This window comes from Anaerovibrio lipolyticus DSM 3074 (assembly GCF_900141865.1).
Taxonomy (GTDB): Bacteria; Bacillota; Negativicutes; order Selenomonadales; family Selenomonadaceae; genus Anaerovibrio; species Anaerovibrio lipolyticus.
On the sequence record NZ_FQYW01000007.1, the window covers coordinates 157686 to 173233 of the forward strand.

At 41.8% G+C, this 15548-nt stretch carries 26 protein-coding genes; 20 read left to right on the forward strand and 6 right to left on the reverse strand.

Features of this window, described 5'->3' with window-relative positions:
* Positions 1-10 precede the first annotated feature (10 nt).
* The gene (locus B6K08_RS04830; RefSeq protein WP_052211791.1) at positions 11-1708 is read right to left on the reverse strand and encodes a methyl-accepting chemotaxis protein; all 1698 of its coding nucleotides are present in this window, start codon (positions 1706-1708) and stop codon (positions 11-13) included.
* 225 nt (positions 1709-1933) lie between these two features.
* On the opposite strand from B6K08_RS04830, the gene B6K08_RS04835 reads away from it, so the two are divergent.
* Positions 1934-3418 carry a class I adenylate-forming enzyme family protein gene (locus B6K08_RS04835; protein ID WP_080325535.1) on the forward strand — a complete coding sequence of 495 codons (1485 nt, stop codon included), beginning with the start codon at positions 1934-1936 and terminating at the stop codon, positions 3416-3418.
* A 61-nt stretch (positions 3419-3479) separates the two neighbouring features.
* Here B6K08_RS04835 and B6K08_RS04840 read toward each other — a convergent pair whose 3' ends face one another.
* The 5 genes from B6K08_RS04840 to B6K08_RS04855 all read right to left on the reverse strand — a co-directional run bounded on the left by B6K08_RS04840 (position 3480) and on the right by B6K08_RS04855 (position 6422).
* Positions 3480-3896 carry an RrF2 family transcriptional regulator gene (locus tag B6K08_RS04840; RefSeq protein WP_080325536.1) on the reverse strand — a complete coding sequence of 139 codons (417 nt, stop codon included), beginning with the start codon at positions 3894-3896 and terminating at the stop codon, positions 3480-3482.
* A gap of 76 nt (positions 3897-3972) precedes the next feature.
* The gene (locus tag B6K08_RS04845; protein WP_080325537.1) at positions 3973-5193 is read right to left on the reverse strand and encodes a site-specific integrase; all 1221 of its coding nucleotides are present in this window, start codon (positions 5191-5193) and stop codon (positions 3973-3975) included.
* A gap of 13 nt (positions 5194-5206) precedes the next feature.
* Positions 5207-5719 (reverse strand): hypothetical protein, encoded by a 513-nt coding sequence (locus B6K08_RS04850; RefSeq protein WP_080325538.1) that lies wholly within the window; start codon positions 5717-5719, stop codon positions 5207-5209.
* A 133-nt stretch (positions 5720-5852) separates the two neighbouring features.
* A complete protein-coding gene (locus B6K08_RS14175) occupies positions 5853-5984 on the reverse strand; it encodes a hypothetical protein (protein ID WP_268761933.1) in 132 nt (43 codons plus the stop codon).
* On the reverse strand, positions 5985-6422 hold the full coding sequence (locus B6K08_RS04855; RefSeq protein ID WP_080325539.1) for a helix-turn-helix domain-containing protein: 438 nt from the start codon (positions 6420-6422) through the stop codon (positions 5985-5987).
* Positions 6423-6562: 140 nt separating this feature from the next.
* Here B6K08_RS04855 and B6K08_RS04860 point away from each other — a divergent pair, with 140 nt between their 5' ends.
* From B6K08_RS04860 to B6K08_RS04950, 19 genes are all read left to right on the forward strand, one after another.
* Positions 6563-6784, forward strand: a complete 222-nt coding sequence (locus B6K08_RS04860; RefSeq protein WP_080325540.1) for a helix-turn-helix domain-containing protein — start codon at positions 6563-6565, stop codon at positions 6782-6784.
* Between the two features lie 32 nt (positions 6785-6816).
* Positions 6817-7158: a hypothetical protein gene (locus tag B6K08_RS04865; protein WP_080325541.1), complete on the forward strand. Its 342-nt coding sequence runs from the start codon at positions 6817-6819 to the stop codon at positions 7156-7158.
* A gap of 263 nt (positions 7159-7421) precedes the next feature.
* Positions 7422-7889, forward strand: coding sequence for a siphovirus Gp157 family protein (locus tag B6K08_RS04870; protein ID WP_080325542.1), 468 nt, complete (start codon positions 7422-7424; stop codon positions 7887-7889).
* Between the two features lie 9 nt (positions 7890-7898).
* Positions 7899-8540: an ERF family protein gene (locus tag B6K08_RS04875; protein ID WP_080325543.1), complete on the forward strand. Its 642-nt coding sequence runs from the start codon at positions 7899-7901 to the stop codon at positions 8538-8540.
* Complete coding sequence (locus B6K08_RS04880) at positions 8540-9223, forward strand: putative HNHc nuclease (protein WP_080325544.1); 684 nt, start codon at positions 8540-8542, stop codon at positions 9221-9223. The genes B6K08_RS04875 and B6K08_RS04880 overlap by 1 nt, the downstream gene beginning before the upstream one ends.
* A gap of 12 nt (positions 9224-9235) precedes the next feature.
* Complete coding sequence (locus B6K08_RS04885; RefSeq protein WP_143254835.1) at positions 9236-10048, forward strand: helix-turn-helix domain-containing protein; 813 nt, start codon at positions 9236-9238, stop codon at positions 10046-10048.
* Positions 9984-10793, forward strand: a complete 810-nt coding sequence (locus tag B6K08_RS04890; RefSeq protein ID WP_159446698.1) for an ATP-binding protein — start codon at positions 9984-9986, stop codon at positions 10791-10793. Before B6K08_RS04885 ends, B6K08_RS04890 begins: the two co-directional genes overlap by 65 nt.
* A 77-nt stretch (positions 10794-10870) precedes the next feature.
* A complete protein-coding gene (locus B6K08_RS04895) occupies positions 10871-11101 on the forward strand; it encodes a hypothetical protein (protein ID WP_080325547.1) in 231 nt (76 codons plus the stop codon).
* Positions 11101-11307 (forward strand): hypothetical protein, encoded by a 207-nt coding sequence (locus B6K08_RS04900; protein ID WP_080325548.1) that lies wholly within the window; start codon positions 11101-11103, stop codon positions 11305-11307. The genes B6K08_RS04895 and B6K08_RS04900 overlap by 1 nt, the downstream gene beginning before the upstream one ends.
* On the forward strand, positions 11304-11600 hold the full coding sequence (locus B6K08_RS04905; RefSeq protein ID WP_080325549.1) for a hypothetical protein: 297 nt from the start codon (positions 11304-11306) through the stop codon (positions 11598-11600). Before B6K08_RS04900 ends, B6K08_RS04905 begins: the two co-directional genes overlap by 4 nt.
* Before the next feature lie 54 nt (positions 11601-11654).
* The gene (locus B6K08_RS04910) at positions 11655-11792 is read left to right on the forward strand and encodes a hypothetical protein (protein ID WP_159446699.1); all 138 of its coding nucleotides are present in this window, start codon (positions 11655-11657) and stop codon (positions 11790-11792) included.
* Entirely contained in the window at positions 11785-12177 is a 393-nt protein-coding gene (locus B6K08_RS04915; protein WP_080325551.1) for a single-stranded DNA-binding protein, read from the forward strand. The genes B6K08_RS04910 and B6K08_RS04915 overlap by 8 nt, the downstream gene beginning before the upstream one ends.
* 12 nt (positions 12178-12189) lie before the next feature.
* A complete protein-coding gene (locus tag B6K08_RS04920) occupies positions 12190-12555 on the forward strand; it encodes a hypothetical protein (protein ID WP_080325552.1) in 366 nt (121 codons plus the stop codon).
* A gap of 116 nt (positions 12556-12671) precedes the next feature.
* Entirely contained in the window at positions 12672-13070 is a 399-nt protein-coding gene (locus B6K08_RS04925) for a hypothetical protein (RefSeq protein ID WP_080325553.1), read from the forward strand.
* Positions 13045-13260: a hypothetical protein gene (locus B6K08_RS13520; protein ID WP_143254836.1), complete on the forward strand. Its 216-nt coding sequence runs from the start codon at positions 13045-13047 to the stop codon at positions 13258-13260. The genes B6K08_RS04925 and B6K08_RS13520 overlap by 26 nt, the downstream gene beginning before the upstream one ends.
* The gene (locus B6K08_RS04930; RefSeq protein WP_080325562.1) at positions 13238-13606 is read left to right on the forward strand and encodes a PDDEXK family nuclease; all 369 of its coding nucleotides are present in this window, start codon (positions 13238-13240) and stop codon (positions 13604-13606) included. The genes B6K08_RS13520 and B6K08_RS04930 overlap by 23 nt, the downstream gene beginning before the upstream one ends.
* Positions 13607-13877: 271 nt before the next feature.
* Positions 13878-14060, forward strand: a complete 183-nt coding sequence (locus B6K08_RS04940; RefSeq protein ID WP_143254837.1) for a hypothetical protein — start codon at positions 13878-13880, stop codon at positions 14058-14060.
* 182 nt (positions 14061-14242) lie between these two features.
* Positions 14243-14599, forward strand: coding sequence for a hypothetical protein (locus B6K08_RS04945; protein ID WP_080325556.1), 357 nt, complete (start codon positions 14243-14245; stop codon positions 14597-14599).
* An 8-nt stretch (positions 14600-14607) separates the two neighbouring features.
* On the forward strand, positions 14608-15459 hold the full coding sequence (locus B6K08_RS04950; RefSeq protein WP_080325557.1) for a zinc ribbon domain-containing protein: 852 nt from the start codon (positions 14608-14610) through the stop codon (positions 15457-15459).
* The last annotated feature ends 89 nt before the right edge of the window (positions 15460-15548 follow it).

Sequence of the window (15548 nt, forward strand, 5' to 3'; positions counted from 1 at the left end):
CTTTTGACAATCAAATCTTAAATTTGTCAGTAGCATTCTGCAGGTCAACAGAGAGCTCTGCCATCTTGCGGCTGGCATTGGCGATTTCGTCCATGGAAGCTGCCTGTTCTTCAGTAGCTGCAGATACGGATTCGGTTTCAGTGGCCACTTCCCTGCCAGTCTTCTCCAGTGCAGCCATGTTGCTAACCAGATTGGCGGCGTTGGAGGAGGAGCTGGTGGCCTCGTTAAGAATATCACGGGAATGCTCAGCCAGATTCTCAACAGCACTAACAATTTGATTGAAAGCATCACCGGCGTTGGTGACAACCTCCTGACCAGCCTTCACAACCTCGGTACCACGATTCATACGGTTAACAGCATGATCTGTATCCTTTTGGATATCGGAAATCAGATCTGCTATACGCAAAGCGGCAGTGTTGGATTCCTCAGCAAGCTTGCGAACCTCTTCGGCAACTACCGCAAATCCACGGCCAGCTTCGCCGGCACGGGCAGCCTCGATAGCAGCGTTTAAAGCCAGCAGATTGGTCTGGGATGCAATACTTGAAATGGTGTCACTAATAGTGCCAATTTCGTTGGAGCGTTCAGCCAGCTGTTTAATAACTTCAGCAGATTTGATAACTGCTTCAGAGATTTCTTCCATCTGGCGGACTGCGTCGGCAATGGATTCTGCACCATGGCTGGCAATGTCCTGCACATTATGGGCAGCTTCGTTGGAGGCAGAAGCCTTATTTGCAAAGCCCTCAAGATTTTCAGCCAGAAGGTTGATATCATTTGATGAATTGGTTACAGCAGTTTCCTGCATATTGGCATTGGACGCCACATTGGTGATGGACATAGCCACCTGATTAGTTGCCTGGGCAGACTGTTCAGCATTTTCCGTAAGCTGCTTGGCAAATCCGGAAACGTCCTGCGCTGTTTTATGAATATGTCCAATAAGGGTACGGAGATTATGAACTGTGTCCTTGTAGGAATTTGTCAGCTCACCGAATTCGTCGTTGGTTTTGGCAGAAACATCCACTGTCAGATTACCACCAGCAATCTCCTTGGAGATATTCATCAGATAGGTGATAGACTTCTGAATGGTGGAGCTGAGATACCAGCCCATAAATGCGGACAGAACAAGGATTATAACAAAGGTGAAAATTAAAGTATTTCTGGTAACAGCATATTTTGCTTCTGCATCTGCTGTTTCAGCATGGATAAAATCCTTTTGTGCATCCAGAAGCCTTGTAAGGTCGTTGCTGATAACCTGATAGTCCTGTTTTGATTTATCAAGCATAACAGCTGCTTCGGCGTGCTTACCTTCTGAAATAAGATTGATCATAACCTCAGAGTTTTTCCGATAGGTCTGCCAATTGCTGACTATAGTCTGGAAAAGTGAGGCATTATCCCCGGTAAGTGTTGGCTCGATGTCCTTAAAGGCAATGTCCAGCTGATCGCCGAGCTTTTTAGTCTGCTGTATGGCATAAATCCTATTTGGCAGAGTAGTTGCGGTGAAAACACTGTATTCACCCTGACGGTAGTCTGTCAAGGTCTGGTTGCTGTTGGACGCGGCCATAACACCATTAAGATGCTCTGTTGCGATTCTCATGGCACCATTATTAATACTGTTTAAACTATACCCGGAAAAGAGGTTGGTTGCGGTGATAATAATCAGCAACAACCCAAATACCATATATAGTTTTTGGCGAATTGTTAAATCATTCAAATAAAACCCTCCTTTTTCGCTATAGTATTATATCACAATCTATGCTGTTTTATTATCGTTTATAGCTAATAATTTTTATGAATTATTTTTTATTTTGATGTTTGAAATTGTCAGTCATATTTGATATGAATTAATTGGCAATGTGATGAAATTCTGTTATACTGTATCAGTTAGACAAAAAGAGATAATGAGAGATTATAGTAGAAGGATGAGTGTAAAAGCTATATGTTAATACATGATTTGGTTTATCGTGGTAAAGACGATGCAGTTGCTGTTATCGACAAAGAACGTACATTTACATATAAGGATTTGCAGAATTCTGTAAAGGAATACCGAAACTACCTATACAATATAGGTGTTCGCCGGGGAGATCGGGTAGGTATTTTTTCACGGAACAACTCAGATATTCTCCTTGCATATATGGCTATTGTTTCTCTGGGTGCCTTGGCGGTGCCTATTAATTTTCAGCTAAGTAATCGGGAAATAGCTTATATTGTTAAGGATGCGGGCATTATCCATGTACTTACATATAAGGAATTGGATATTGCAGAGGCTCTTGATGAATTACATTTTACGGAAAATGTTCAGCAGCATAATCTCAGATACTGCTATCAGGAGCAGAGCTGTCCGGATGCTCCCAAGCTGCCTGATGACTTTAAGGACACTGAACCTTGTGTGATTATTTACACATCTGGTACCACTGGTAATCCAAAGGGAGCGGTGCTTTGCCACAGAAATATTATTGCCAATGATGAGCAGTATCACGAGGTGGCCCACGGTACCAGTGATTTGGTGGAGCTTTGCGTATTGCCTATGTACCATTGCTTTGGCTGGACCCTGTCCGTTATGTACCCGCTGTATGTGGGAGGCAAGATGGTTATTCTGGATAAGTTTACTCCAAAGGAAACCATTGAAACCATTCGTGATTATGGCATTACTGATACCCATGTGGTTCCAAGTATTTGTGCCCTTTTAAATAAGCTGGCCAAACCTGAGGATATGAAGACCCTGCGTATGGTGGTCAGTGGTGGTACCACATTGCCATTAAAGATTGCCGAGGATTTCAAGAACAATTTTGGCATTACCCTTTGTGAGGGCTATGGCCTTTCTGAAACATCTCCAGTGGTTACCATGAATTCTCCTGCAACTGCCAAGATTGGCTCCATTGGTCCTGTGGTTCAGGGCATTGAATATAAGATAATGAGCGGGGAAAACCAGGAGGTAGCCAAGGGTGAAGCCGGAGAGCTGGTGGTCAAGGGCAACAATGTAATGCTGGGTTATTGGAACCTTCCTGAGGCAACTGGAGCTGCCCTGCATGATGGCTGGTTCCATACCGGTGATGTGGTGCGTGAAGACGAGGAGGGCTTCCTCTATGTAGTGGATCGCATAAAGGATATTATTATTTCCATGGGTGAAAATGTGTATCCCCGCGAGATAGAGGAGCTTGTTTATCATTATCCAGGCATCACTGAATGCGCAGTAGTAGGTGTTCCAGATAAGCTCCGCGGTAATGCGGGGGCTTGCTTCTATGCGGTAGGTGAAGGAGAAACTGTAAATGTTAGGGAGCTAAAGAAATACCTCCAGAAAAATCTGGCCCTTTATAAGATTCCTCGTGAATTCCATGAGGTGGAGGCATTGCCTAGAACTTCCACCGGCAAGATCGCCAAGAACAGGATTATCCCAGAGTATGAGGCTTCCAAGAAAAAGTAATATAAAAAGCAGAAATCGCTTGATTGCGGTTTCTGCTTTTCTTTTTAATTATGAATTTTGCTTATGAGTTTTGCTCGTGACCCTTGATAAGGTCAGCAATGGTGATGTTGGTGAAGAAGTCCTTCACCATTTCATCAAAGAGCTTCCACATTGGCAGGGTGAGACATTTTGCTTCCCGTGGGCATTCCTCAGCGCCTTCCTGCAGACAGGCAACAGAGGTGAGACGGCCCTCGGTGACCTGGAGAATCTCCAATACATTATATTCCTCAGGCTTGCGCAGAAGGCGATAGCCACCGCCCTTGCCACTGGTTCCCTTCACCAGTCCGGCACTGACCAGCATTTTTACCACGCGTTCCATATATTTCTTGGAAACCTCCTGGCGCTGGGCAACATCATCAAGGGTTACGGGTTTGTCATCAGGCTGCTGGGCCATGTCTATCATAAAGCGAACGGCATATCTTCCTTTAGTAGAAATCATACGATAACCTCCTTTTAACCTATTTTACCCCTTGGTAAAATGGAGAGGATTCCCTTGATATTTAGGGAACCCTCTTTTAATTTGTCTGCTTTTTGTCTGCATTGGCGTCTTTGTCTGCATTATTTTTGATAATCTGCTCGAATTTTGAGCTGGTATTTTTCAACATTTTTTCTGTTGTTTTTGTGTAAAGATTCATAGTCAGGTCTATTTTGCTGTGGCCTAACCTTGCGGCAACCTCTTTAGGGCCAACCTCTGCTTCGGCAAGCATGGTGGCGTGGGTGTGCCTAAAGGAATGTGCATTAAGACCAAACTGTTTGAAATAGTAAAAAGTGTTGCGGGCGTGTACTGGCCTACCATCGAGGTCTGTTACCACCAAGTTGATGGGTGTTTGCCCTTGGATATTCAAAGAGGAAGAAGCTATGGTGACTTCCTGCTTTTCATTGGAGTAGCATTTTAGATATCCACCCTGCATCCGTTCTTTGTTTTGTTGCTGCAGGGTTTTCCATTTTGTGAGTGTTTCAGCTAGTACGGAGTCAATGTAGATGGTGCGGTAACTGGAGTCAGTTTTTAGTCCCTTAAAGAAATGTGTTCGGGCCACATAGACAAGCTGTGTCTTGACTGTGATGATTCTATTGGTCAAGTCCACATTCTCCCAAGTCAGCCCGCAAATTTCGCTGATGCGCATACCTGTGTGGTAGGCAAGCATAAAGATTATGTGCATAAAAGTACCAAAGGGGAACTTTTCAATAATTTCAGCGAATTTCTCAGGGGTAACAATGACTCTTTTGACGATTCCTGTTCGGGTGTTCTTTGGTATATGGATTTCGGTTGCAGGGTTGGATTTGATCAGTTCGGCAGGGTATACAGCATAGCTGAGTGCCATATTGAGAACGGACTTGATGTGCTTTAGGTAGCTTTGGGATTTATCCTCACTGGCCAGTTTTTTAAGCATGAAGTCAATATCTCTAGGCCGTAGCTGTTCCAAGGGTATGTGTCCAATTAGTGATTTGAGTATTCGTATACCACGTTCATAGTTGTCTTGGCTGCCACGGGAAAGCTCATTTTTGTACTGGTCATACCACAAGGTAAGGAGTTCGGAAACAAGCAGGTTTTCGTTGGTTATTCCTATACCTCCGTGTTTCCAGTCGGTATACGCTTTGAGTCCTTCTTCGTAGGCTGCATCCTCAGACTCGAATCCGCCTTTTTCGATGACGTGGCGTTTTCCTTCGGCAGTCTTTCCGGCTTCAAAAATGTAGCTATAGGTTTTTCCTCGTTTGCGTGTTCTGACTTTTGCCATGGGGCATCATTCCTTATTTGTCAAAAAGACCATGTTTGAGGTTATAGTCAAGAGATTTGGTATCATCATAAAAATAGTAGTCCTTGCTACCAATTTTAGGAGTATTTGCATAAGGCCTATACTTCTCTAGTAGGTCGTTATGCTGATGTAAATGGTCTATGATAATCAATACCATGATGTCATCATTGAAGTAAGAAAACGGAGGCCTGGCAATACATTGTGAGATTGAATCTTTAAAAATAGTATCTAACCCAGTGTCAGATAAATTAAGTTTTTTCAGCAGAAGACTGAGGTCACCCCATAACCTTGTTTCAAATACCCATTTTAAAGAGTCATATTTAGATACATTGTTGTGGTTACCCATGCCTGACAAATCATAGAAAAGGGTTATAAGTAAGTATTTAAGGGCACCTTCAAAGTCATTGGATTTTTTTAGTGAAATATATTCACTGCAATATACATTTCTCAGTAAACCCCATTTGCGGGCTTCTATGTGTTGTTTACATTCTTCCTCGAATTCAAACATGATAGCAGCGCCTCTTTTTTAATTTTGTATTAGCAAATTTTGTATGGAAAAGGCCTATTTTAACGCAGACTTTGCTCTTTGATAAGAGGAAAGCCTGGCTACTTTTCAGTAGACTTGAAAACTCGAAAAAGGGTTAGTCTTTCGGGCTCTCAGGAGTGGTAGAGGTTGGTTCTAAAACCACCTTAATCTCGGTACCGTCAGAGAGAACAATGGTAAATTCTCCGATACGTGAGATTAACTCGGCCTCATCCATGCGATTCACCACCTAAGGGTTTATTTCCACATCCGTCTGCCCTTTTTGTTTTGCTTCAATGATCGCCAGTCTAATGGCGTTCTTTATGAAGGCTATGTTTTCGGGAGACAGATGATAGATGGCATCATTGTCAAGAACGGAACCGTCAAGTCTGACGCTTTTTATTAGCCCCTTCATTTCGGGGTCATTTTTAAAAAGGACTTTTAAAAAATCAGATTCCTGTTGTTCTTTTAAGGCGTCTTGATAGACATTGACATCACCTATGATAAAGTCTGTAGAAACATGGTATAAATTAGCAAGTGTTCTCAAATCTGTTAGGGAAGGGAACGACCTGCCCTGCTCCCAGTTGGAAATGGACTTACTGCTAATTCCGGTAACGGCTTCAATGTCTTTTTGGAGGTAGCGTAATTTTTCGCGGCAGTATTTTAAACGTGCTCCTATACTGGACATAAAAATCACCCCTTTTTAAGCATTATATCAGAATTCCCATTTTATGGAAAATTTATCTAAAAAACTAGAAATCTACTGTACAAACCTAGAAAATGGGATTATAATAAAGATATACTAAATATGTGGAAGGTGGTGATGTAATGACTGTTAATGAAAAAATCAGGGTCTATCTTAAGGAACATGGCATAATGCAGACTGCTGTTGCAAGGGCAACTGGGATTAATATTAAGACATTCAATTATCTGATTAATGGAAAAAGTGAAATGAGTGTTGACAGAATGGTGGCCATTTGCAAGTTCTTAAATGTGCCGGTGTCTTTTTTTTTGGATGATGAGTCCAAAAATCTGACAACAAATGGATAATTCCTTGATATGTGGAGCGAAGGTTGGTGTAAATGGAAATTTCAGAATTGAGAGAAGCCGTTGAGCTTGCAAAGGAATTGAAGGAAATCCTGACTGAAACACCTGAGGTGGCTAATTTCCTTAATGGAAAAATGGAGGCCTTTGTTCCCGAAACATCCTACAGGCTGATGACTGTATCTGAAGCAGCCAAGGCATTGTGTGTGAACAAGAACAGAATAGGTGAGTATGTACGGCAAGGCTTATTGGAATGTATTTATACACCGCCTGCCAGTCACATGAAGATAACAGTTCGGTCAGTAAATAGTTTTATTGCAAGGTGCAGGAAAGGAGAATTTGAAAGTGTCAGTAGATCAGCAGGTGAAGAATTGGCGTAAGGCCAAGAATTGGGAAATGTTGGTTGATGCGGTGGAAGGTGTTGGAATGGCCTTCTTCCTGTTGTTGCTGTGTGGGTTTATCTAGGAGGCGTATATGTATCTTGAAATCAAAAGGCCCAAAAGGATACGGCATCGGGTAAGGATGCCATTGACGGATGAAGGGTTATTCTTGATTCTGTTTGGAGCAGGAGTGGTTGGAGGTTGTATGGGTGCTTATATGTTTGTAAGTACCTTGATTCCGTTTTTAAAGTAGGAGGATTGACATGAAATTATATGAGATTAATCAGGAAATCTTGGACTGCATAGACCAAGAAACTGGTGAGATTCTTGACAGTGAGAAATTGGAAAAACTGCAAATTGACCGCCATGAAAAATTGAGAAACTATGCGTTCCTGGTGATAAACCTGTCAGCAGATGTTGACAAGTTTAAGGCACAGGAAGACAAGTTTAAGGCCCGCAGAAAGAAAGCTGAGAACACTATTGAGTGGGCAAAACAGACTTTGAGCCGGGAGCTTGAAGGAAAAGAAATGGAAGAAGATGAGTTCAGAATCTCATATTTGCCAAGTGAAGCAGTGGAAATAGATGAGACCATGGCAGATAAAATCCCTTTTGAATTTTGGAAAGAACAAAAGCCTAGCTTTGATAAGAACGCTTTGAAAAAGGCCATCAAGGAAGGGCAGAAGATAGAAGGTGTCCGTTTGGTAGAGCGGAACAATATTCAGATAAAGTGAGGTGAGAAAATGACAGGTAAACCAATATATGCGGCCTTGCAGTCCATACAGAGAGATTTGAAAGCTACGAAAGATAAGGTCAATGACTTTGGTAAATATAAGTATCGGTCAGCGGAGAGCATTATTGAAGCGGTGAAGCCGTTACTCAATGACAATGGCCTTATTTTATTGATGTCTGATGAAGTCGTTGAGGTCGGTGACAGGATATATGTAAAGGCAGAAGCCAAACTGGTTGATGTCGTAAATGCTGATGAGGTTAAGGTAACAGCCTATGCGAGAGAAGCTGACTCTAAACGAGGTATGGATGAATCACAGGTCACTGGGTCCACATCAAGTTATGCAAGGAAATACGCTTTGAATGGTCTGTTTGCCATAGATGATGGCAAGGATGCAGACACAAATGAGTTCCATGAGGAAAAGAAGTCACGGGCGAAGGCAGAAGATGAAGCCAAGGCCAAGGAAGATGTAGTAAAGAAGCAGGCCATTAATCGTCTGAATAAGATTATGAAGGACAATGTGCTTTCCAAGAATTTTGTGAGAGCCACAAGCAAGAATATTTGTGGGAAGGAAACTACCACGGTTATGACGGCAGATGAAGTGGTTAGGGTCGCAGAAGAATTGGAGCGATTAGTCCAAGAGGCTGAGTTGTGATGGTACAGGAACATTGCATTGGAAAAATAACGGACATCAGTGAAAACGGTATAGTAACAATTTTTGCCCAGTTGCCAAATTTGAATAAGGCATTGGACAGACATTATGACAGGGTTGAAATTATCCTGCCTGACGGGAGAAAAATTACCCCTGAGCAGAGAAGAAAATGTTATGCCCTGTTGGGTGAAATAACAGAGTTTGTCAGCGGTATAAGAAATGCGGAAACCCTTGATGAAACTAAGTCCATGATGAAGTGGGAATTTATACTTCACAGGATGGAGGCCCAGGAGCGGAGGCTTTTTTCGCTGGCAAATTGTGATGTTAGTACAGCCCGTGAATTTATCACTTATTTGGTGAGTTTTATAGTGGAAAATGATATTCCTACGAAAATACCTCTAATTGAGCAGTGTGAGGATATTGCCAGTTTTGTATATGCCTGTTCGATAAACAGAAAATGTGCCGTTTGTGGCAAGGATGCAGATGTACATCACTGTGAAGGTTCAAGGATAGGAGCAGGTGTAGACAGAAATGAGGTTCACCATTTGGGGCGTGAGGTTTTGCCGTTGTGCCGGGAACATCATAGCATTTGTCACAATGATGAGGAGGCTTTTATCGAGAAGTTTCATTTAGTGCCAGTACGGTTAGACGAGGCTTTGTGTAAGAAATTGAAGTTAAAGAAGTGAGGGGGTGAGATTTTGGACGAAGAAAAATATTTAAAGATACCCTTCAGCATTTTGACGGACGAAAACTTAACCCTAATTGAGAAATTAGTTTTGGCTGAAATCGTCACTTTAGATAATAAAGATGGTTGTACGGCTAGTAATGATTATATAGCTAAAGTATTAGGCTATAAAAAAAGAAGAGTGCAAGACGCAATTCATAGGTTAAAAAATAAAGGATACGTTAATTTAGAGTTTGTAACTCCAGTATCTCGCATTATAACCCCTACCAAAAATTGCACCCCTACTCAAAATTGCTATAGCAAAAATAAGTCAGATATAGCAGAAAACAGTATACCTTTTACGCAAATTTGCTATAGCAAAAATGAGGAAGCTATAGCAAAAAACGGTAGCCCCCCTACAGAAAATTGCACCCTACCCATGCAAAAATCCGTATCTGCTATAGCAAAAATCGGTCAAACCCCTACAGAAAATTGCACCCAAGATAATAGAGATAATAAAGAGATAATAATTAAGAGTATAGAGAGAGAAGAACCACCCCCCTTATCGGAGGACGTAAAAAAAATATATCAGGACAAAATACACCCTATATGCAATTTGCAAGAGCTGGATAGTTTGGCTGAGGCTGTAGAATGTCATGGTATTGAGGCTGTTATTAAGGCAATACAAATAGCGGCTAAAAAAGGTAAGCGTACTTTGCCATATGTTGAGGGCATACTAAGGCAAATGGCAAAAGATGGTTATAAGGAATTGGAGGTTACCAATGCAGGCACTAACGGAAATATTGGACAAGAGCCTCTTGATGAATGGGCTGCCCAGTGGGGATGAACCTATAGACCCTAAAGAGCTTTGTAAAGAATGTATTGGCCTTAGTTATTGCAAGCAGGAAATAACTGGTATGGTTCCAGTCGAAGAAGAATACTACGGCAGTGTGAGAACAAGGTTGCACTTTTGCCAGTACGAAGCAAGAAAACGTGGACAGGAAAAAGTAGATAGACTTTTTAGGGATGCCAAAATACCTGAAAGATACACTGACTGTGGTTGGAGTGATTTTCACATTAATAGCCATAACCAAGAAGCTGTAAATGCTGCGTATGAGGTTATAGAGAAGCAGAGCGGAGCTATCTTCTATGGAAATCGTGGTACTGGTAAAACAATGCTAGTAAGTATCATAGCCAACGAAATGGCAAAGAATGGTGTACCAGTGTTATTTACTTCGGTTCCAGAATTGTTTGATGCAATACGGTCAAGGTTCACTACTGGTAATGCCAAGGATATTGTGGATGGTGTAAAAGATGCAGATTTTCTGATACTTGATGATATGGGTACTGAGAAAATGACAGACTGGGTATCCGAACAGCTATTTATCATCATCAATCACCGATATAACAGGAACCTTCCGCTGGTAATAACGACTAACTACGATCCGAGAACCTTTGCGGCGAAGTTATGTATTCAAAGTAAAGACGGATTGGACAAAATACCAGCAGAGAGAATAATGAGTCGGCTAAAAGCAATGTGTAAGTTTGTTAAAGTGGCTGGCGGAGATTGGAGAATGCAGGAGGTGCAGTAATGGAGAAGAATATGCCGGCACTATCAGGGCTTAAGAACAAGATGATTGGTGGTACGAAAATGATTGGAGGATAGACAATGCAGACGGAATTAATACATGAGCATGAGGAAATAGATGATAACGGTGATAGGGAGAATATCTTAGTGCAAAGGATTAGCCAAGGGAGTGCGGAGCTGTTTAGGGTTGAAGTAACACATCATTTTGCATTCTCGGAAAAAATGAGGGTAAGGTGTGGCATCCTGCTAGACAGGGCGGAGTTTGAGAATATGTTGAGAGACATGAACAACTACATGAAGGAGCTGAAGTAATGGTTGAGCGTGAAACAGTTTTCAAAAATGAGTATCTTGAGGTGACTAAGGAAGTGAGGTATTTCGACCCAAATTTTCCAAAGATTCCAGGGTATAGGACAGAAATGGTCACCTATCACTTATTTTCAAATGGCAGAAGGGTAATGATATCCCCTGATGAGCTGGAAGCATTAGCAGAAGTTTACAAGAAGGAGATTGCAGGATGAAAACAGGTTTAATAACGCCAGTAACGGGTATTGATTCAGATATAGAAAAGTGTAAGGAGCATTTATGCAATGAATATGCAGAGTTTAAAAATGCTTGGACTAACTGGGATGAACAAAATGGAAAGACAACAGCAGAATTAGTTGAGGAGCTTGTTGACCTTGCGACATCCTGCATGACACTTGCGGACAGGGTAGAGAAGAAGGTTAAGATTCCTGCGTTGGTAGACAACACACTGCTGATGGTTGCGAGTAAGAATTATTCTAGGGGTTATCATAACAACCCTATGATTTAGAGGTGCAATATGAGGCGATATGATGTGCTGATGGAAAAAATGAACCCTCAAAATATGGCATGTTTCATAGTGGGAGTAGTTCCTTGTGAGTATTGTGCAGGGCCAAAATTGCCGGAGCGGTGCGAGTATGAGGGATTCAAGTGTGAGGAAGGTATTAAGGCATATTTAGAGCAGGAGGTAGAGCATGAATAAGGTCATTTTACATGGTCGGTTGGTGAAAGACCCCGACATAAGGTATACGACAACAGGGAAATGTGTAGCCAGTTTCACAGTTGCAGTGAATAGACAGTTTGCAAGAGAAGGGGAACCTAAGGCAGATTATATCCCATGCGTGGCGTGGGAAAAACTGGCACAGCTTATAGCTGACAACATGGTAAAGGGCAAGGAAATCTTGGTTGAAGGCCGTATGCAGGTTCGTAGCTATGATGCACAGGATGGAAGTAAGAGGTATGTGACAGAAGTCATTCTCAGCGGAATGGATTTTTGTGGAAGTAAAGGCGACAGAGGAAATGCGCCTGCAGGAAACACTGGTGGTTTTGCGGGAGAGCCAGTGGATGATTATTCTATACCATTCTAGGGGGAAATAAGAATGATGTATCGAGATTGGACAACGCATGTGCCATTAATATATGTCCGTGACCGAGAAACGGGAATAGAGCACCTTGTAGGAAGTGATGTGCATGACACCTTGGAAGCTGTTGAAGGTGCGCAGTTTCTGATGTACTCCAATATGCAAAACTGTGAGGATTCAACAGGAGCATATAGGTTTAAGGCTGTAAAGCAAGGTTATCCTGGCTATGGGTATGAGTACATAGTAAAAATGGTGCCTTGGGCAGAAGCAGTGAAGCTGTACAAGAAAATAGACAGGGAGTACAGAAAAGCATGGAAAAGACGGCTAGAGATAGTCGGGATATCCGCAAAGGAATACAGGAAAAGGAGCCAAGAAGATGACTGATGTCATGGCATTCCTTGTTGGTATGGTGCTAGGCGGGTGCCTCGTTATAAGCATCATGTGTGTTGTTATACAAGGGTATGTTGAAGGCATGAAGGACAGCAATAGGAGGTGAGAGCGTGAAGACCAATTTTGAAAATATAAACAAGGCATATTTGGCTGAGATATTATCTGCTAGTTGTACCTTTTGCAAGGGAATCAGAAATAGTGATGAGTGTTTGTCTGAGCATATTGACAACGGAAGATGTTTAAGGGAAATGAATAAATGGCTTAATCAAGAAGTAAATCCTATGCCAGAACTAGAAAAAGGAGATGTGATTGAAGTATCTGGTAACAATTATAAGTATGTTTATCTTGATGATGGAGTTAGTGTATTGATAGGTGCAGACAGACCGAAATTGGTAAGAAACATAAGAGGAAATTGTAACATCAAAAGCATTAAAAGATATGAGTTAAGTAAGGATAAATATACTTGCGTGTGGAGGGCTGATAATGGATTCTATAAAACCTTGTTGTAATTGTGGAGGACTTGAAGCTGAAATGATAAGCGAAAATATAAAAAATCCATTGTACTGGCTGAGGTGTAAGGCGTGTGGTTATCCGTTATCAGGAACACTGGCAGGGCCATATATGTATTGGAGAGAAGCACAAAAAGCACAAGAAGAATGGAATAGGAGGGCAGATAGTGGCAGTAAACGGAAAGCGTAAGGGCAGGGATGCGGAGGAAGAACTGGTGAGAAAAATCAGAGAGCAAGGTTTCCCAAAAGTACGCAGGAGTCAGCAGTATTGCGGTAAGTCAGGAGAGTCAGCAGATTTGGTAGGTTTGCCCAACATCCATATTGAGTGCAAGAGAGTGGAAAAGCTGAACATCTTTGAAGCCATCAAACAGGCTTTGAGGGATGTGATGACAAGCGGTACCAACAAACTGGCATGCGTGTTTCACCGCAAGAACAAGGAGCGTTGGTTGGTAACAATGACACTGGAAGACTGGTTTGAATTATACAGACTTTCGGACCTGTCAGATGTTGACGAACTGGACGAGGTGGGAGAATGATGAAACCTAATATTCCCGTGGAAAATTTTGTGAAGCATTATGGATTTAAATACTGCAAAAAGCCGTATAACTCTTGTGCTTATCTTTGTATGGCAAGAGGGTGTGAAATGATATTTGTGTCATCACAAAGGGTTGCCATTATTCCTTGGAAGGAGAATGACCCAAGAATTCATAAAAAGGCAAATTGTAGGTATCGTGATAAAAGGACAGCACTAGAAATTTTCTATTTACTTGTGAAAAATAATGCAGTTATGTTGGAATGGGAGGGCTGATGATGAATAAAGATATGCTGAGAGAAGCAATAGAGTACATAAGTGATGAATGCTCGCAGTATAAGAACTGTGAGGAGTGTAAATTCTACAATAAGTATGACTGGAATGAGTGTTATTTTGGTAGTCCCCCTATGAATTGGGACATTGAGGAAATACTTAACAGGTGTGAGGTTAAGAGATGAGAACAGACAGAAAACAGTAGTATGGAAAAATTGTTGCCTATTGTGATAGCAGAATCAGTTATCACGGTGACAGAGTTTATATGAGTGTGTTCCCGGCATTAGGTATCTACATAGGTATCAGACGGAGAGCATGCAAGAAATTGGTTGAAATTTTGAGTAAGTAACAGAATAGGAGGATTGACATGACAAGAGAAGACAAAGGACTTGCTACTGGTGTAAACAGTGGCATGAAACAGCAGGAAGGTATGTTGGACAAGATAGACAACCTCATCAAGGTATGTAAGGAAAACAACCTACTTGAAGGCGTAACAGCAGAGGAGCTTGGTACATTGGCCTGTTTTAGTATGGAAATGCGGGATGCGGTAAATATTGCCAAGAAACTTGCCAAAAACCTGCTTGATGTGTGCGAAGCAGAGGAGAAGAAAAAACAGGCAGAAGAAAAGGACAAGAAAGAAGCCGAGAAAAAAGCGGCAAAGGAAAAAGAGAAAGCAAGCAATAAGCCTGAGGAATTTCCACTGGAATTCAGTTTTGATGAGTGAGGTGCGATATGAAGGTATTAATAAACAGGAGGATTCCTCAGATATATACAGCGGTGTCAAGGAACGCCCCAGGAGTAAAGTCAGCGTATGAGGAGTGTCGGTATCAGGAGAAAAGGTTTTATGCCAAGTTCCTGTATAAGTGCTTGAAGTGCAAGTCTGATTTTGAGGTGTATCACAGATATATTCCAACAGGTAGTTACTACTGCAGGGCAGATGATGAAGTTGTTACCTGTCCTGTGTGCGGATTCAAGCATAAGAATTTTGCCAATGAACGGAACATCTTTTTTGACAAGAGAACAGGAAACAAGGAATCGTGGGTACCTAAGGAAATGTTTCTTGAGGTTCGAGAGATAAAGGATGAAATCATCTTGGGCATATGTGCAGAGTCTTATGCGCTAGATGATAAAGCTGACAAGCAGGTATTTCTCCATGAAGAATTTAGGTTCAATGTGAAGAAGCGACAGACCATGTTTATAACATGGAATAATGGCTATAGGGCCGGGAAAAAGGTGTATGAGCTTGGGAATCCGTTAGATAAATGGATTTTTGAGAACTCTGTATTATGGCATTTACGGAGTGATAATCTGTCAAAGGCTGAAAAGTCCGACATCCTTAAGGTTGTGAAATATGTCCGTGATGCGGTTAGGAAGAAGTGGAAAAAGTGTCACAAGCACGAACTCTCAGGGATATATGCCAGTTATGGGCAGGAAAATGGGTATATGCTATTTGGCCTTGTGAATATTGCGTTTAGGTTGGTTTATAGTGATGCGGGAAATCTCCCACAATGGCTGAATACAGTATCACCGTCAGAAATAGCAAAGAGGTGTTTCAGCAATGAGGACAAGGTATTTGCAAAGTAAGCGTCAAAGTTTAAGTCGTCTTCCCGCCAGCCCATTCTCGTGGGATAATAACACTAACAAATTAAAGTTTTGCCGAATGTCTTCGTGTT

Bases quoted from the DNA above. Each gene is read 5' to 3' on its own strand.
- B6K08_RS04835 (WP_080325535.1), top strand. From the start codon at position 1,934: ATGTTAATACATGATTTGGTTTATCGTGGTAAAGACGATGCAGTTGCT.
- B6K08_RS04840 (WP_080325536.1), bottom strand. From the start codon at position 3,896: ATGATTTCTACTAAAGGAAGATATGCCGTTCGCTTTATGATAGACATG.
- B6K08_RS04845 (WP_080325537.1), bottom strand. From the start codon at position 5,193: ATGGCAAAAGTCAGAACACGCAAACGAGGAAAAACCTATAGCTACATT.
- B6K08_RS04850 (WP_080325538.1), bottom strand. From the start codon at position 5,719: ATGTTTGAATTCGAGGAAGAATGTAAACAACACATAGAAGCCCGCAAA.
- B6K08_RS04855 (WP_080325539.1), bottom strand. From the start codon at position 6,422: ATGTCCAGTATAGGAGCACGTTTAAAATACTGCCGCGAAAAATTACGC.
- B6K08_RS04860 (WP_080325540.1), top strand. From the start codon at position 6,563: ATGACTGTTAATGAAAAAATCAGGGTCTATCTTAAGGAACATGGCATA.
- B6K08_RS04865 (WP_080325541.1), top strand. From the start codon at position 6,817: ATGGAAATTTCAGAATTGAGAGAAGCCGTTGAGCTTGCAAAGGAATTG.
- B6K08_RS04870 (WP_080325542.1), top strand. From the start codon at position 7,422: ATGAAATTATATGAGATTAATCAGGAAATCTTGGACTGCATAGACCAA.
- B6K08_RS04875 (WP_080325543.1), top strand. From the start codon at position 7,899: ATGACAGGTAAACCAATATATGCGGCCTTGCAGTCCATACAGAGAGAT.
- B6K08_RS04880 (WP_080325544.1), top strand. From the start codon at position 8,540: ATGGTACAGGAACATTGCATTGGAAAAATAACGGACATCAGTGAAAAC.
- B6K08_RS04890 (WP_159446698.1), top strand. From the start codon at position 9,984: ATGCAGGCACTAACGGAAATATTGGACAAGAGCCTCTTGATGAATGGG.
- B6K08_RS04895 (WP_080325547.1), top strand. From the start codon at position 10,871: ATGCAGACGGAATTAATACATGAGCATGAGGAAATAGATGATAACGGT.
- B6K08_RS04900 (WP_080325548.1), top strand. From the start codon at position 11,101: ATGGTTGAGCGTGAAACAGTTTTCAAAAATGAGTATCTTGAGGTGACT.
- B6K08_RS04905 (WP_080325549.1), top strand. From the start codon at position 11,304: ATGAAAACAGGTTTAATAACGCCAGTAACGGGTATTGATTCAGATATA.
- B6K08_RS04910 (WP_159446699.1), top strand. From the start codon at position 11,655: ATGGCATGTTTCATAGTGGGAGTAGTTCCTTGTGAGTATTGTGCAGGG.
- B6K08_RS04915 (WP_080325551.1), top strand. From the start codon at position 11,785: ATGAATAAGGTCATTTTACATGGTCGGTTGGTGAAAGACCCCGACATA.
- B6K08_RS04920 (WP_080325552.1), top strand. From the start codon at position 12,190: ATGATGTATCGAGATTGGACAACGCATGTGCCATTAATATATGTCCGT.
- B6K08_RS13520 (WP_143254836.1), top strand. From the start codon at position 13,045: ATGGATTCTATAAAACCTTGTTGTAATTGTGGAGGACTTGAAGCTGAA.
- B6K08_RS04940 (WP_143254837.1), top strand. From the start codon at position 13,878: ATGATGAATAAAGATATGCTGAGAGAAGCAATAGAGTACATAAGTGAT.
- B6K08_RS04945 (WP_080325556.1), top strand. From the start codon at position 14,243: ATGACAAGAGAAGACAAAGGACTTGCTACTGGTGTAAACAGTGGCATG.
- B6K08_RS04950 (WP_080325557.1), top strand. From the start codon at position 14,608: ATGAAGGTATTAATAAACAGGAGGATTCCTCAGATATATACAGCGGTG.